Source organism: Mesorhizobium hunchu, assembly GCF_040081975.1.
GTDB classification, from domain to species: Bacteria; Pseudomonadota; Alphaproteobacteria; order Rhizobiales; family Rhizobiaceae; genus Mesorhizobium; species Mesorhizobium hunchu.
Map to the genome: position 1 here is coordinate 301,027 of NZ_JBEBMG010000006.1, position 13,839 is coordinate 314,865.

16 protein-coding genes and 1 tRNA gene are annotated in these 13,839 nt (G+C 65.6%); 9 read left to right on the forward strand and 8 right to left on the reverse strand.

Annotated elements, in window-relative coordinates; genetic code table 11:
- Positions 1–75: 75 nt before the first annotated feature.
- Positions 76–1,569: a glycerol kinase GlpK gene (glpK, locus tag ABMA46_RS13570; RefSeq protein WP_349000067.1), complete on the forward strand. Its 1,494-nt coding sequence runs from the start codon at positions 76–78 to the stop codon at positions 1,567–1,569.
- Between the two features lie 59 nt (positions 1,570–1,628).
- On the opposite strand, the gene ABMA46_RS13575 is transcribed toward glpK, so the two are convergent.
- Positions 1,629–2,048, reverse strand: coding sequence for a BA14K family protein (locus ABMA46_RS13575; protein WP_349000068.1), 420 nt, complete (start codon positions 2,046–2,048; stop codon positions 1,629–1,631).
- A 324-nt stretch (positions 2,049–2,372) separates the two neighbouring features.
- Here ABMA46_RS13575 and ABMA46_RS13580 point away from each other — a divergent pair.
- Positions 2,373–2,447, forward strand: a tRNA-Lys gene (locus ABMA46_RS13580).
- Position 2,448: 1 nt separating this feature from the next.
- On the opposite strand, the gene dprA is transcribed toward ABMA46_RS13580, so the two are convergent.
- The 4 genes from dprA to ABMA46_RS13600 form a co-directional block, all read right to left on the reverse strand.
- Positions 2,449–3,576: a DNA-processing protein DprA gene (gene dprA, locus ABMA46_RS13585; protein ID WP_349000069.1), complete on the reverse strand. Its 1,128-nt coding sequence runs from the start codon at positions 3,574–3,576 to the stop codon at positions 2,449–2,451.
- Positions 3,573–4,160, reverse strand: a complete 588-nt coding sequence (gene plsY / locus ABMA46_RS13590) for a glycerol-3-phosphate 1-O-acyltransferase PlsY (RefSeq protein WP_349000071.1) — start codon at positions 4,158–4,160, stop codon at positions 3,573–3,575. The genes dprA and plsY overlap by 4 nt, the downstream gene beginning before the upstream one ends.
- Positions 4,161–4,195: 35 nt before the next feature.
- Positions 4,196–5,482, reverse strand: coding sequence for a dihydroorotase (locus tag ABMA46_RS13595; RefSeq protein WP_349000073.1), 1,287 nt, complete (start codon positions 5,480–5,482; stop codon positions 4,196–4,198).
- 163 nt (positions 5,483–5,645) lie between these two features.
- Entirely contained in the window at positions 5,646–6,608 is a 963-nt protein-coding gene (locus tag ABMA46_RS13600; RefSeq protein ID WP_349000074.1) for an aspartate carbamoyltransferase catalytic subunit, read from the reverse strand.
- 146 nt (positions 6,609–6,754) lie between these two features.
- Between ABMA46_RS13600 and ABMA46_RS13605 the strand changes: the two genes are divergently transcribed.
- Positions 6,755–8,386: an acyl-CoA dehydrogenase family protein gene (locus ABMA46_RS13605; RefSeq protein WP_349000162.1), complete on the forward strand. Its 1,632-nt coding sequence runs from the start codon at positions 6,755–6,757 to the stop codon at positions 8,384–8,386.
- Here ABMA46_RS13605 and ABMA46_RS13610 read toward each other — a convergent pair.
- Both ABMA46_RS13610 and ABMA46_RS13615 read right to left on the reverse strand, forming a co-directional pair.
- Positions 8,368–8,619, reverse strand: coding sequence for an AEC family transporter (locus ABMA46_RS13610; protein ID WP_349000076.1), 252 nt, complete (start codon positions 8,617–8,619; stop codon positions 8,368–8,370). The two genes, ABMA46_RS13605 and ABMA46_RS13610, sit on opposite strands and share 19 nt — an antisense overlap.
- Positions 8,616–9,158, reverse strand: a complete 543-nt coding sequence (locus tag ABMA46_RS13615; RefSeq protein WP_349000078.1) for an AEC family transporter — start codon at positions 9,156–9,158, stop codon at positions 8,616–8,618. Before ABMA46_RS13615 ends, ABMA46_RS13610 begins: the two co-directional genes overlap by 4 nt.
- 210 nt (positions 9,159–9,368) lie before the next feature.
- On the opposite strand from ABMA46_RS13615, the gene ABMA46_RS13620 reads away from it, so the two are divergent.
- Together ABMA46_RS13620 and ABMA46_RS13625 are read left to right on the forward strand one after the other, a co-directional pair.
- A complete protein-coding gene (locus ABMA46_RS13620; RefSeq protein ID WP_349000080.1) occupies positions 9,369–9,902 on the forward strand; it encodes a hypothetical protein in 534 nt (177 codons plus the stop codon).
- A complete protein-coding gene (locus ABMA46_RS13625; RefSeq protein ID WP_349000082.1) occupies positions 9,902–10,237 on the forward strand; it encodes a DUF6105 family protein in 336 nt (111 codons plus the stop codon). The genes ABMA46_RS13620 and ABMA46_RS13625 overlap by 1 nt, the downstream gene beginning before the upstream one ends.
- Here the strand turns inward: ABMA46_RS13625 and ruvX are convergent.
- Positions 10,161–10,637: a Holliday junction resolvase RuvX gene (ruvX, locus tag ABMA46_RS13630; RefSeq protein ID WP_349000164.1), complete on the reverse strand. Its 477-nt coding sequence runs from the start codon at positions 10,635–10,637 to the stop codon at positions 10,161–10,163. The genes ABMA46_RS13625 and ruvX overlap by 77 nt on opposite strands.
- A gap of 103 nt (positions 10,638–10,740) precedes the next feature.
- On the opposite strand from ruvX, the gene ABMA46_RS13635 reads away from it, so the two are divergent.
- From ABMA46_RS13635 to gatA, 4 genes are all read left to right on the forward strand, one after another.
- A complete protein-coding gene (locus ABMA46_RS13635; protein ID WP_349000083.1) occupies positions 10,741–11,448 on the forward strand; it encodes a metal-dependent hydrolase in 708 nt (235 codons plus the stop codon).
- Between the two features lie 116 nt (positions 11,449–11,564).
- Positions 11,565–11,852: an Asp-tRNA(Asn)/Glu-tRNA(Gln) amidotransferase subunit GatC gene (gatC, locus tag ABMA46_RS13640; RefSeq protein ID WP_349000085.1), complete on the forward strand. Its 288-nt coding sequence runs from the start codon at positions 11,565–11,567 to the stop codon at positions 11,850–11,852.
- Between the two features lie 23 nt (positions 11,853–11,875).
- The gene (locus ABMA46_RS13645) at positions 11,876–12,349 is read left to right on the forward strand and encodes a GNAT family N-acetyltransferase (protein WP_349000086.1); all 474 of its coding nucleotides are present in this window, start codon (positions 11,876–11,878) and stop codon (positions 12,347–12,349) included.
- The gene (gatA, locus tag ABMA46_RS13650) at positions 12,346–13,830 is read left to right on the forward strand and encodes an Asp-tRNA(Asn)/Glu-tRNA(Gln) amidotransferase subunit GatA (RefSeq protein ID WP_349000087.1); all 1,485 of its coding nucleotides are present in this window, start codon (positions 12,346–12,348) and stop codon (positions 13,828–13,830) included. Before ABMA46_RS13645 ends, gatA begins: the two co-directional genes overlap by 4 nt.
- Positions 13,831–13,839 lie beyond the last annotated feature (9 nt).

Genomic DNA, 13,839 nt, shown 5'->3' on the forward strand with positions numbered 1-13,839 from the left:
TTCGCGCCCGCCTCTTGAATGCGGGGGAGACGGCGGCAAGCCGTCTCCCTTCGTTTGCGGTCTGGAGGAGAGGTCATGACCGGAAATATTCTCGCCATCGACCAGGGCACCACGTCGAGCCGCGCCATCGTCTTCGACGGCGCCATGAAGATCGCGGGCGTCGGCCAGAACGAATTCGCACAGCATTATCCGGCCTCGGGCTGGGTCGAGCACGATCCCGAGGAAATCTGGGAGAGCGTCGTCTGGGCCGTGAAGACCGCGCTGAAGACAGCCGGACTTGCGGCGGGCGACATCGATGCGGTCGGCATCACCAACCAGCGCGAGACCGTCGTCATCTGGGACAAGGCGACCGGCAAGCCGATCCACAACGCGATCGTCTGGCAGGACCGGCGCACCGCGCCGCTGTGCGCGAAGCTGAAGAAGCGGGGGCTGGAGCCGAAATTCACGAAAAAGACCGGTCTTCTGCTCGATCCCTATTTCTCTGGCACAAAGATCGCCTGGATGCTGGACAAGGTGAAGGGTGCGCGCAGGCGCGCCGAGCGCGGCGAATTGCTGGCCGGCACGATCGACAGTTTCCTGATCTGGCGGCTGACCAGCGGCAAGGTGCATGCGACGGATGCGACCAACGCCTCGCGCACGCTGCTCTACAACATCGGTGAAAATCGCTGGGATGACGAATTGCTGGGCATTCTGGGCGTGCCAAAAATGCTTCTGCCGGAAGTGAAGGACTGCGCCGACGATTTTGGAATCACGGACAAAAAGCTGTTCGGCGCCGAGCTGAAAATCCTCGGCGTCGCCGGCGACCAGCAGGCCGCGACAATCGGCCAGGCCTGCTTCAAGCCGGGCATGCTGAAATCCACCTACGGGACCGGCTGCTTTGCGCTGCTCAACACCGGCGCGGATATGGTCAGGTCGAAAAACAGGCTGCTGACGACGATCGCCTACCGCCTGAACGGCAAGACGACCTATGCGCTGGAAGGCTCGATCTTCATTGCCGGCGCCGCCGTCCAATGGCTGCGCGACGGCGCGAAGATGATTGCCAAGGCTGCCCACAGCGGTGAGTTGGCGGCGAAAGCCGACCCGACCCAGAGCGTCTATCTGGTGCCGGCCTTCGTCGGCCTCGGCGCGCCGCATTGGGATGCCGAGGCGCGCGGCGCGATCTTCGGGCTGACGCGCAATTCCGGCCCCGCCGAGTTCGCGCGGGCGGCGTTGGAATCGGTCGCCTATCAGACGCGCGACCTGCTCGACGCGATGAAGAAGGACTGGAAGAGCGGCTCCGGCAAGACGGTCCTGAGGGTCGACGGCGGCATGGTGGCCTCGGACTGGACCATGCAATGCCTAGCCGACATTCTCGACGCGCCGGTGGATCGTCCGACCATATTGGAGACGACCGCACTGGGCGCCGCTTGGCTGGCCGGATCGAAGGCAGGCGTGTGGCCGAAGGAAGCGGCCTTTGCGAAAGCGTGGGCGCTGGACCGAAGGTTCGAACCGGAAATGGACGAAAAGACACGCTCGGTTCGGCTGAAAGGCTGGCGCGATGCGGTCAGGCGTACCCTGTCGACGAAGTGAGCCCGCGCCTGTGCGCGGGCTCCTGTCGATAAGATAACCTCAAGCCGTTAGCGGCGACGTCAGAGAGTGCACTGACGCCGGGGGCCGTTATACGGCTGGTAGGTGTTGTCATAGGCGCGATAGGACCGGTAACGGGCATAACAGCGCTGTTCGTGCGAGCTGCCGTAGGCCGGCCTGTCGTTGGCGATCGCGCCGCTGATGATGGCACCGGTGGCGAAGGCCGCAAGCGGGAACCAGAAATCGCCGTGACGCTTGTAGCCGTGCCGGTAGTGGCGATAGCCCCGATGGCCGCGCCAATAGTGATGGCCGCGCCGGACATAGACGCGGTTATGGCCGCGCCAGGCGACCTGCTGGACATCGGTGGACGCCGAAGCGACCTTGGGCAGGAAGACAGGCGCTGCATTGGCCGGGATGACAGCGGTAGCGGCAAGCGACGTTGCCAGGGCAGCTGCCAGAATGCCGGAAACAAACTTCTTCATCATGGTCTCCTTGAGGGTTCGCGTCCCTTTTTAACAGAATGATCAACGCCGCCAAAAGTTCCGTATTCAACCGATCGATATTTAGGTTTAGAAAACAAGAATTCCGGCGGCGATCCGCTATAGATTTTTGAGTTCGATCGCTCTCGTGGCAGCCGTTTTTTCCGGTTGACCGTGCCAGGCACTCTCCCTATGGTCCGCCGCACTTTCGGGGGTGGCTCGCCGCTGCCGGAATCCGTTGGTTGCGTCTCTGCGCTGCCGACGAAATGTCCTGCCGCTTCGACAGCATCGCCGGTTTTCCGGGCGCTGGTTGCGAAGCTGTCAGGCGGGCCGGTAGCTCAGCGGTAGAGCACGTGACTTTTAATCATGTGGTCGAGGGTTCGATCCCCTCCCGGCTCACCAATCAATCTGGAAAAAGCAGCGAGACCCGGCCGCCGGCGTGACGCTCGATCCGCCCGGCGAGATCCAGTTCCAGAAGCACCATGAAAACCTGCGCCGGATGCAGTCCGGTGTGCCGGATGATCGCGTCCACGTCGGTCGGCACAGGCCCCAGCGCTTCTACGATGCGGTCACGCTCATCGTCACGCGGCGGTGGCACGGCCGAAAAATCCGGAGGCTCTTCCAGAGCGTTGCCGGAAGTGCCGGGATTTCCCTTGAGCGGCGAAAGGGCGGTGAGAACGTCTGCGGCCTCGGTCACCAGAATCGCGCCGTCCTTCAGCAATCCGTTCGCTCCGCCGGCGCGCGGGTCGAGCGGCGAACCGGGCACGGCGAAAACCAGCCGACCCATTTCCCCGGCCAGCCGCGCGCTGATCAGCGAGCCGGAGCGTTTCGCCGCCTCGACCACGACCAGACCGAGCGCCAGGCCCGCGACCAGCCTGTTGCGGCGCGGAAAATCCTGCGCGCGCGGCTGCCAGCCGAACGGCATTTCCGAGACGATCGCGCCGCCCCGATCGGCGATTTCTTCGCACAATCCTATATTTTCCGGCGGATAGGGGCGGTCGAGCCCACCGGCCAGCACGCCGATCGTGCCGGTCGCAAGGCTGCCCTGATGCGCGGCCGTGTCGATGCCGCGCGCCAGGCCCGAAACGACGGCATAACCTTCGTCGCCGAGCTCGGCGGCCAGCGTGCGCGCCATCCTGACGCCGGCGAGAGACGCATTGCGCGCGCCTACGATCGCGACGGACGGCAGCGCAAAGACGCCGCCGCCGCGTATGGCGAGCAAGGGTGGCGGATGCGGAATGGTCTTCAGGACGGCCGGATAGTCGGGCTCGCCGATGGCGACGAAGCGCGCGCCGGCCTTGCGTGCCGCCTCCAGTTCGACTTCCGCCTCGTCAACCGAGGGAATGCGCACGACGCGGCTGGCGCCGCCCGACAGCATCAGTTCGGGCAGCATCTGCAGGGCGGTTTCCGCAGAGCCGAAACGATTGACGAGGTCGCGAAAGGAGGCCGGGCCGACATTCGGCGTGCGGATCAGCCTCAACCAGTTCAGGCGCTGCCGGTCGCTGAGGCGGGGACCGGCGCCGTCGTTCACTTGCCGGCCCCGATCCTGCTTTCGGTTCCCGCCATCAACCGCTCGATGTTGGCCCGGTGCTTGTAGAAGATAAGGGCGCTCATGACGAGGAAGGCAAGCGCGAATGCGGGTTGGCCGAGCAGGTAGAGAGCGACCGGCACGACAACGCAGGCAACCAGCGCCGAAAGCGAGGAATAGCGGAAGAGGAGTGCCATCACGAGCCAGACCGCCGCGAAAAGCAGCGCGACCTTCCAGGCCAGGCCGATCAGCACGCCGAGATAGGTGGCGACGCCCTTGCCGCCCTTGAAGCCCAGCCAGACGGGATAAATATGGCCGAGGAAGGCCCCGAACCCGGCGACGGCGCCAGCGACCGGCCCATAGTGGAGCGCGAGCAGGGCCGGGACCGTGCCCTTGAGCGCATCCAGCACCAACGTCGCGGCGGCAAGGCCCTTGTTGCCGGTGCGCAGCACATTGGTGGCGCCGATATTGCCCGAGCCGATGGCGCGCACGTCACCCAGCCCGGCCGCGCGCGTCAGCAGCAGGCCGAAAGGAACGGAACCGCACAAATAGCCTGCCACGAGAGCGAGAACGGAATAGAAGGACATTGTTCCCCCGATGCGACCCTCGGATCTGCTGTCCGCTAGGCCGTGAATACTGTGCGGCCCGCAACCACGGTTTGCAAGACCCTGCCTTGCAGCCTGGCGCCCTCGAAGCAGGTGTTCTTCGAGCGCGAGCGAATGCCCGCTTCGCTGACGATCCACGGCTCGTCCAGATCGACGACGACGAGATCGGCAGGCGCGCCGGGCTTGAGCGTGCCGCCGGGCAGGCCGAACAGCCGGGCAGGGGCGGTCGACAGGACTTCCACCAGCCGGGAAAGCGGCAGGTCGCCATTGTGATGGAGGCGCAGCGCCACCGAAAGCAGCGTCTCCACCCCGACAGCACCAGCCGCGGCGTCGGCGAAAGGCAGGCGCTTGGTGTCGACATCCTGCGGATCGTGCGAGGAAGCGATCAGATCGATCGTGCCGTCCTTCAGCGCTTCGACCATCGCGAGACGATCCTCCTCGCCGCGCAGCGGCGGCATCAGGCGGAAGAAGGTTCGGTATTCGCCGACGTCGTTCTCGTTGAGCGCGAGATTGTGGATCGCGATTCCGGCCGTCACGGATGCGCCGTCCGCCTTGGCGCGGCGGATCGCGTCGGCGGACATGGCCGTCGATATCTTGGCGGCGTGGTAGGCGCCGCGCGTCAGCCGCGCCAAGGCGAGATCTCGCTCAAGGGGGATCAACTCGGCCTCGCGCGGAATGCCCGGCAGGCCGAGCCAGCTCGCATAGAGCCCTTCGTTCATGACGCCGGCGGAGGCGAGGCTCGCATCCTGCGTCTCATGCGCGACCACCGCGCCGAAATCGCGGGCATAGGTGAGCGCCCGGCGCATCACCAGCGAACTGGAAACCGTATGCCTTCCGTCGGTGAAGGCAACCGCGCCTGCCTCGCGCATCAGGCCGAATTCGGTCATCTCCTTTCCCGCCAGCCCGCGCGTGATGGCGGCGGCCGGAAAGACGTTGACAGCCGCCGTATCGCGGGCCGTGCGCAGCACGAACTCGACCAGCGCCACGTCGTCGATCACCGGGTCGGTGTCGGGCATCATGATGATGGAGGTGACGCCGCCTGCGGCGGCCGCTACGCTGGCGGAAGCGATGGTCTCGCGATGCTCGGCGCCTGGCTCGCCGATGAAGACCCGGCTGTCGACCAGCCCCGGCATGATCGTCCTGCCGGTGCAGTCGATGACGGTCGCGCCTTCGGGAGTGCCCTGGTTAAGGGCGGATTTGCCGGCGGCGGCGATCTTCTTGCCCTCGACGACGACCGTGCCGATTTCATCGATGCCGCGTGAGGGATCGACGATGCGGGCGTGGGAGAAGACAGTGATCGTCATACCGGCTCACCCCCACCCCTAACCCCTCCCCACAAGGGGGAGGGGGATTCTGCGGTGACGCCACGATGCGCGAGCGTTGGTGATCTGGACGAAACGGCGGTGCCAGTGTCTCCCTCCCCCTTGTGGGGAGGGGTCAGGGGTGGGGGTGCGCTGCCAGCGGACATCATTGCGCACCCCCGTCGTTTCGCCGGGGGTCGAGCAGCGCTTCCATCACCGCCATGCGCACGGCGACGCCCATTTCGACCTGCTCCTGGATGACGCTTTGCGGTCCGTCGGCGATCTCCGAGGCAATCTCGACGCCCCGGTTCATCGGTCCGGGGTGCATGACCAGCGCGTCCGGCTTCGCCGCCTTCAGCTTTTCGGCATCGAGCCCATAATAGCGGAAATATTCGCGCACCGAGGGCACGAAGGCGCCCTCCATGCGCTCACGCTGCAGGCGCAGCATCATGACGACGTCGGCATCCTTCAGGCCTTCGGTCATGCTGCGGTGGACGATGACGCCCATACGCTCGATTCCCGAAGGCAGAAGCGTGGAGGGGGCGACGACGCGCACCTGCGCACCGAGCGCATTGAGCAGGATGATGTTGGAGCGCGCCACGCGCGAATGCAGGATGTCGCCGCAGATCGCCACGATCAGCTTCGACAGCGGCCCTTTGGCGCGGCGGATCGTCAGCGCGTCGAGCAGCGCCTGCGTCGGGTGCTCGTGGGTGCCGTCGCCGGCATTGACGACCGAGCAGCCGACCTTCTGGGCAAGCAGCGACGCCGCGCCCGCCGACTGATGACGGATGATGAGGATATCCGGCCGCATGGCGTTCAGCGTGATCGCGGTGTCGATCAGCGTCTCGCCCTTCTTCACCGAGGAACTGGCCACCGACATGTTCATCACGTCGGCGCCGAGGCGCTTGCCCGCCAGCTCGAACGAGGACTGCGTGCGCGTCGAGGCTTCATAGAAGAGATTGATCTGGGTGCGGCCGCGCAGCGTCGATGTCTTCTTTTCCGACTGCCGCGAGATCGCGACGGCACGGTCCGCCCGGTCCAACAGAAGCTCGATATCGTCGGGAGAAAGGGGGCCGATGCCGAGCAGGTGGCGGTGGGGAAAGAGCGGCAGAGCGGTGGCGTCGGTCATCTCAAGGCGCTGCTATAGGATGCAGGCCGCCGCACCGCAAGGCGCAGCATCATGCTTCTCCCCGGTATTTTCGCGACGACGCTTGGTCTATAAAGCCGCGCGAGGCGCCGGATTCGGAGCGGTGCCATCAGGAACAGGAAGTGCGCGTGACCGAAGAGGTGCTGAACCAATCGCCCCCGCTGACCGGCGGCAACGCCTGGCGCAGCGATCCGCTGCTGATCCAGATCGCCGAGCGCTTTTCGAGCCCGGTGCGCAAGGAACTCGACGGCCTCGGCCGATTCGTGCTGACGCAGGAGGCGCAGGATCTTGCCCGTCTCGCCAACACCGAAACGCCGAAGCTCAGGACGTTCGACAGGCAGGGCCGGCGCCTCGATCTCGTCGAGTACCATCCCGCCTACCATGCGCTGATGCGCCGCTCGGTGGCGATGGGACTGCATTCCTCCGTATGGGAAAACGGCGACGCCGAGATCGGCCGCCGCCATCAGGTGCGGGCGGCCCGCTTCTTCCTCACCGCGCAGCTCGAGACGGGGCATCTGTGCCCGGTCACTATGACCAGCGCCTCGCTGGCCGCGCTGATGGCGAACCCGAAGCTGTTTCGCGAATGGGCGCCGCGCGTGACGACGCGCAAATACGACCAGTCACAAAAGCCGCCGGTCGAGAAGACTGGGCTGACGCTCGGCATGGGCATGACCGAGAAACAGGGCGGCACCGACGTACGCGCCAACACGACGAAGGCCGAGCGTGCCGGGTCGAGCGGTTTCTATCGCCTGACCGGTCACAAATGGTTCATGTCGGCGCCGATGTCGGACGCCTTCCTGGTGCTGGGGCAGGCACCGGAAGGGCTCTCCTGTTTCCTGGTGCCGCGCATCCTCGGCGACAGCTCCGGCAACGGCTTCCGTTTCCAGCGCCTGAAGGACAAGCTCGGAAACCGCTCCAACGCTTCCTCCGAGGTCGAGTTCGACGGGGCGATCGGCGAAATGGTCGGAGAGCCGGGCGGCGGGGTCAAGACCATCATGGACATGGTGACGCTGACGCGCCTCGACTGCGCCGTCGCCTCATCTGCGCTCATGCGCGCAGGCTTGGCCGAGGCCGTCCATCATACCCGCCACCGCAAAGTGTTCGGCGCCGATCTGGCGGAGCAACCGCTGATGCAGCGCGTGCTGGCCGACATGGCGTTGGACGTGGCGGCCGCCACGGCCCTGTCGTTCCGGCTGGCACGCTCCTTCGACGAGGCGGCCAGCGATCGGGGCGAGGCGGCCTTCGCGCGCGTCATGACGCCGGTGGTGAAATACTGGGTGTGCAAGATCGCCCCGGCGCTGCTTTACGAGGCGATGGAGTGCCTCGGGGGCAACGGCTACGTCGAGGAAGCGCCGCTGGCGCGCTACTATCGCGAGGCGCCCGTCAACGCGATCTGGGAAGGGTCGGGCAATGTCATGGCGCTCGATGTGATTCGCGTATTGTCGCGCGCGCCGAACCTGTTCGAGGACGTGCTCGCCGGCATCGATCGCGACCTCGGGGACTCCGGCCGCGGCACGGTCGGCGTGCTCAAGGCCGCCATGCAGGTCGCCGCGTCCGACGAAGGGTCGGCGCGGCTGTTGACCGAGCAACTGGCGCTGGCCGCCGCCGCCGCCGAGTTGCGGCGCATGGGGGCAGGGCGGATCGCCGATGCGTTCGTGGAGACGCGGCTGGCCGGACAGTGGCGTACGACCTACGGCATGATGGACGCGCGCCACGATGCACGCCTCATCATCGACACGCTCTATCCGCCGGCGAACTGACCGGCGACGAGTAGCGCGAGCGGGATGGTGGCGAACGACATCAGCGTCTGCAAGGTCGTGACTGTCGCGTAAAGGTCGGCATCGCCGCCCATCTGCTTGGCGAGAACGTATCCGTTCATCGCCGTCGGCATGGCGCCGCATAGCACAAGATAGAGAACCGGCTCGCCGGTCACCCCGACGATCATGGCGACGGCGAGAAACACGGCCGGAAACACGAGCAGCTTGACGATCACCGGAATGAGGACGGCGACGCGCAGGCGTACGAGATTGGCCAGTCGCAGCCCCGCGCCGATGCCGACCAGTCCGCGCCGCGGTCGGCGAAGCGGGTGACGACATAGACCGTCATCAGGTTGATCGGCAGGATGATGACGGCCATGACCAGCGCGACAACCGCCATTCCGGCGGGCGCGAACAGCTTCTGGGCGATGGCCAGAGCCATGAATCCGTTCCAGCGGATCGACGTCTGGAAGACGGACGAGAACTCGCTATGCCGGACCAGCCGGGCATTCCTGAGCGGCGGCCACAGGGCGAGCACGAGTACGAACATCAGCGGCAGGGCGAGGGCCAGGGCCACCATCAGCGGCCCCAGCTCGATGCTGCCGAAATCCGCGTCGAGGATCGTCACGAAGATCAGCGCAGGGTAGAAAAACCAGTAGCAGAGCTTGTTGACGCTATCCCAGCCGGCGTCGTCGGTCGCGCCCAACCAGCGCAGGACGTTACCGCACAGGATCAGCAGGAAGATCGGCACAAGGCTGTCGAATGTCGCTTGCATGGCTGCCCGATTGATTCATCGGGCAGGTCCCGACCTCTGCGGAGCCATATCAGGGCAGGGACGATTGTAAAGCGCCGGCGGCGGAGCACCTTTGGGCAGTTTCCCCTCGTGTCGAGGCGGGCTGTGGACGATCGTTAACCTTAACGAATGGTTTATATTGCGGCCGGTGGCACCAAAGCCCACTGTCATGGTTACCGTAACAGGACCGCCATGCGCCACCTGATGACCTCGTTCCTGGCTCTGCATTGGGCGCTGTTCTTTGCCCTGCTGGCCTATCTTTGCATCGACGACGGCGTCGAGGCGGCCTTGCGCATGCTTGGGGCAAACGGCCTGTCAGGACTGCTGCCCGAAAACGTCGGTGCGGGCGCATTGGCTCTCGGCTTTGCCATGATCGCCGTTCTCTTCCTGTGGGCGCTCATCGAGGCTTGCCTGGGAGCCGGGAACGGTGACGGCTCGGGACTGGACATCACCCGGATCGCGTTCGTCGCGGCCTGTGCGGTCTTTTCGGCGATGGCCCTGGTCTGCGCCATGAAAGGCGCCAGGGCGCTTCCCGGCGTTGTCGTCTATTTCCCCGCGCTGCTCGCCTGTTACCTGGCCGTGCTCGGCGAACGCTGGTTCGCGCTGCGCCGGGAGCCGGCGCCGACCGCAGCGGCGGCCGACATCAGGGGCATGGCGCGGTCGGCGGCGAACACGGCGCTGCTCGGCCGCATTTCCGGCCGGCCGGGCCTCGGAAAGGGCCGCTGATGCGAACGCTGCTCGCTCTCTGGGTCGCACCGCTCGTGCTGTTCTGGGGCTGGTACTTCCTGTCGCTCAACGACATGAATTTCGGCTACGTCATGCTCAGCCGCCCGCTGCATGACCTGGTCTTCCAGCTTTACGGCGAGATGCTGGGAATCGATCCCGCCATCATCCCCGGCATGGTGGCCAAGGCCTGCGTCTTCGATTCGTTCCTGGTGGCCGCGATCGTGGCGTGGCGGCGGCGGCGCCAGATCGCCGGATGGATCAACCGCCTGCGTCCGGCCGACCCGGCGATGACGAGCCGATCGCGCGAAGCCGGTCCAGAACTCCCTGCAGAATGAAGGCCGCGGCGGCCGAATCGATCTTGCCGGCCCGCTTGCGCCTCGAAAAATCCATCTCGATCAGGGTCCGCTCCGCCGCCACGGTCGAAAGCCTTTCGTCCCAGAAGGCGAAGGGAAGGCTTGAAAGCTGCGCCATGTTGCGCACGAAGGCGCGCGACTTCTGCGCCCGCGGTCCTTCCGAGCCGTCCATGTTGATCGGCAGGCCGATCACCGCCGCGCCGGCATTTTCCTTTTCGAGAAGTGCAAGAAGCCCGGCCGCGTCCAGCGAGAACTTGCGCCGCATGATGACGGGCCGCGGATGGGCGAAAGCCAGCCCGCGATCCGAGACCGCCACGCCGATCGTCTTGTCGCCGAGGTCGAGCGCGGCGAGCGGACGGCCGGACGCCAGCAGCGCCGGCAGGTCCTCTATGGCGACGACGTTTCTGGAAATGGCGGCTTTCCTTTGACTTGAGGTGCCCGCGTTCTATCCTTGTCGCGAGCAGAAATCGAGGAGTTGCGCGACGATGAAACTGACATGGTACGGCCATTCCGCCTTCCGCATCGAGGCCGGCGGGGCGACGATCCTGATCGATCCGTTCCTGATCGGCAATCCGTCCTGGAGCGGCGGCTGGGAAGGGCCGGCCGAAGGCGTCACCCACGTCCTGCTCACCCACGGTCATGACGACCATATCAGCGGCGCGGTGGAGGTGCTGAACAAGAGCGGCGCCATGCTGGTCGCCAATTTCGAAGTGTGCATGTTCCTCGTCGGCAAGGGCGTCAGCGACAAGAAGATCAATCCGGGCAACATCGGTGGCACGGTCGATTGCGGCGGCTTCACCACGACCTTCGTGCAGGCGCTCCATTCCTCGTCGTCGCAGGGCGAGGGCGGCTCGAACACCTATCTCGGCAATCCGGGCGGACTGGTCCTGCATTTCCCGGAGGACGAGACGCTCTATCACATGGGCGACACCGATATCTTCTCCGACATGGCACTGATCGAGGAGCTGCACCAGCCGAAGATCGGCATCGTGCCGATCGGCGACCGCTTCACCATGGGCGGGGCTGTGGCGGCGCTCGCCTGCCGGCGCTTCTTCAACTTCGAGACCGTCGTGCCCTGCCATTTCGGGACTTTTCCGATCATCGACCAGAGCGCCGACAAATTCGTCGCCGGCATGAAGGATTCAGGCGCAAAGGTGGAATTGCCGCAAATCGGCCAGGCTGTCACGATCTGACACGCAGCCGGTGAGGCGCCACTCCGCGGCATGGAGTCGTGGCGCGGTTGCGCCCGCCGCGCCTCGCCGCTATAGCGCTGCCAGGCTTTTTTCCAGTCATTTTCCGGGGCCATGCCATGTCCGTCGACACCAAGACCGTGAAGCGCGTCGCGCACCTCGCCCGCATCGCCGTGAGCGAGGAGGACGCCGAGCGCATGACCGGTGAACTGAACGCCATTCTGGGCTTCGTCGAGCAACTGAACGAGGTCGACGTGACGGGCGTCGAGCCGATGACCTCGGTGACGCCGATGGCGATGAAGAAGCGCGAGGACGTGGTGACCGACGGCGACAAGGCGGCCGACATCGTCGCCAATGCGCCGGCGACCGACGAGAACTTTTTCCTCGTCCCCAAGGTGGTCGAGTAAGGCATTGCGGCAGGCGCATGGAGATGGACGATCTTGAAATCCGCATCGAGACGCCGTTGCAGGACGACGTGCGCGCCATGGTGGCCGCGCTGAACGAGACCATGATCCCGCTGACCCCGCGCGAGTTCCAGTTTCAGTTGACCGTCGAGCAGATGGCCGAGCCGGCCGTGACGCTCTTCGTCGCCCGCGACTCCTCCGGCCGTCCGGTTGGCATGGGGGCCTTGAAGACGCATGAAGACGGCCTCGGCGAGGTCAAGCGTATGTTCACTTTGCCTGAAGCGCGTGGCAGGCGCGTCGGCGCGCGCATCCTTGGCCGCATCGAGGCGCTGGCGCGCGACAGGGCCATGTCCAGGCTCGTGCTGGAAACAGGCGAAGCCTCGGGCTTCGAACCGGCATACCGCGTCTATGAGCGCGGTGGCTTCACCCGTTGCGGCGCGGTGCTCGACTATCCCGATTCCGGTTTTTCCCGCTTCTACGAAAAGAACCTTTCATCATGACCGACCTGACGACGCTGACGATCGCGGAAGCCCGCACCAAGCTGAAAGCGAAGGAAATCCGCGCCGGCGAACTGACGGACGCCTACCTGTCCGCCATCGACCGGGCCAACCCCGTCCTCAACGCCTATGTGACCGTCACGCACGACAAGGCGCGAGCCATGGCGAAAGCCTCCGACGCAAGGCTGGAGAAGGGGGGAGAGACAGGCGCGCTGGAAGGCATCCCGCTCGGCATCAAGGATCTGTTTGCGACCGAGGGCGTCCACACACAGGCGTGCAGCCACATTCTGGACGGCTTCGAGCCTCGCTATGAATCGACCGTCACTGCCAATCTGTGGGCCGACGGTGCCGTGATGCTCGGCAAGCTCAACATGGACGAGTTCGCCATGGGGTCCTCCAACGAGACCTCCTATTACGGTCCGGTGGTCAACCCGTGGCGCGTCGGGGGATCGAACAAGCAGTTCGTGCCCGGCGGCTCGTCGGGCGGCTCGGCGGCGGCGGTCTCCGGCTTCCTGTGCGCCGGCGCGACAGCGACCGATACCGGCGGCTCGATCCGCCAGCCGGCCGCCTTCACCGGCACGGTTGGCATCAAGCCGACCTACGGTCGCTGCTCGCGCTGGGGCACCGTGGCCTTCGCCTCGTCGCTGGACCAGGCAGGGCCGATCGCCCGCGATGTCCGCGACGCCGCGATCCTGCTGAAGTCCATGGCCTCGGTCGATCCCAAGGATACTACCTCGGTTGACCGCCCGGTGCCGGACTACGAGGCGGCCATCGGCCGTCCGCTCAAGGGCATGAAGGTAGGCATTCCGAAGGAATACCGCGTCGACGGCATGCCCGACGAGATCGAGGCGCTGTGGCAGAAGGGCATCGCCTGGCTGAAGGACGCCGGCGCCGAGATCGTCGACATCTCCCTGCCGCATACGAAATACGCGCTGCCGGCCTATTACATCGTCGCGCCGGCCGAAGCGTCGTCGAACCTCGCGCGCTATGACGGCGTGCGCTACGGCCTGCGGGTGCCGGGCAAGGACGTCATCGAGATGTATGAAAACACCCGTGCCGCCGGCTTCGGCCGCGAGGTGAAGCGCCGCATCATGATCGGCACCTACGTCCTCTCGGCCGGCTACTACGACGCCTATTACCTTCAGGCCCAGAAGGTGCGTACGCTCATCAAGAAGGATTTCGAGGACGTCTTCCACGCCGGCGTCGACGTCATCCTGACCCCGGCCACGCCTTCGGCCGCCTTCGGCGTCGCCGACCAGGATATGGCAGCTGACCCGGTGAAGATGTATTTGAACGACATCTTCACCGTGACGGTGAACATGGCCGGCCTGCCCGGCATCGCCGTTCCCGCCGGTCTGGACGCCAATGGCCTGCCGCTTGGATTGCAGCTCATCGGACGGCCGTTCGACGAGGAAACGCTGTTCCAGACCGGGCATGTCATCGAACAGGCCGCGGGACGATTCTCACCCGAAAAATGGTGGTAGGTTACTGGC

Bases quoted from the DNA above. Each gene is read 5' to 3' on its own strand.
- ABMA46_RS13600 (WP_349000074.1), bottom strand. From the start codon at position 6,608: ATGACCGACGCCACCGCTCTGCCGCTCTTTCCCCACCGCCACCTGCTC.
- ABMA46_RS13645 (WP_349000086.1), top strand. From the start codon at position 11,876: ATGGACGATCTTGAAATCCGCATCGAGACGCCGTTGCAGGACGACGTG.
- gatA (WP_349000087.1), top strand. From the start codon at position 12,346: ATGACCGACCTGACGACGCTGACGATCGCGGAAGCCCGCACCAAGCTG.
- ABMA46_RS13595 (WP_349000073.1), bottom strand. From the start codon at position 5,482: ATGACGATCACTGTCTTCTCCCACGCCCGCATCGTCGATCCCTCACGC.
- ABMA46_RS13625 (WP_349000082.1), top strand. From the start codon at position 9,902: ATGCGAACGCTGCTCGCTCTCTGGGTCGCACCGCTCGTGCTGTTCTGG.
- gatC (WP_349000085.1), top strand. From the start codon at position 11,565: ATGTCCGTCGACACCAAGACCGTGAAGCGCGTCGCGCACCTCGCCCGC.
- plsY (WP_349000071.1), bottom strand. From the start codon at position 4,160: ATGTCCTTCTATTCCGTTCTCGCTCTCGTGGCAGGCTATTTGTGCGGT.
- ABMA46_RS13575 (WP_349000068.1), bottom strand. From the start codon at position 2,048: ATGAAGAAGTTTGTTTCCGGCATTCTGGCAGCTGCCCTGGCAACGTCG.
- glpK (WP_349000067.1), top strand. From the start codon at position 76: ATGACCGGAAATATTCTCGCCATCGACCAGGGCACCACGTCGAGCCGC.
- ABMA46_RS13620 (WP_349000080.1), top strand. From the start codon at position 9,369: ATGCGCCACCTGATGACCTCGTTCCTGGCTCTGCATTGGGCGCTGTTC.
- ABMA46_RS13635 (WP_349000083.1), top strand. From the start codon at position 10,741: ATGAAACTGACATGGTACGGCCATTCCGCCTTCCGCATCGAGGCCGGC.
- ABMA46_RS13615 (WP_349000078.1), bottom strand. From the start codon at position 9,158: ATGCAAGCGACATTCGACAGCCTTGTGCCGATCTTCCTGCTGATCCTG.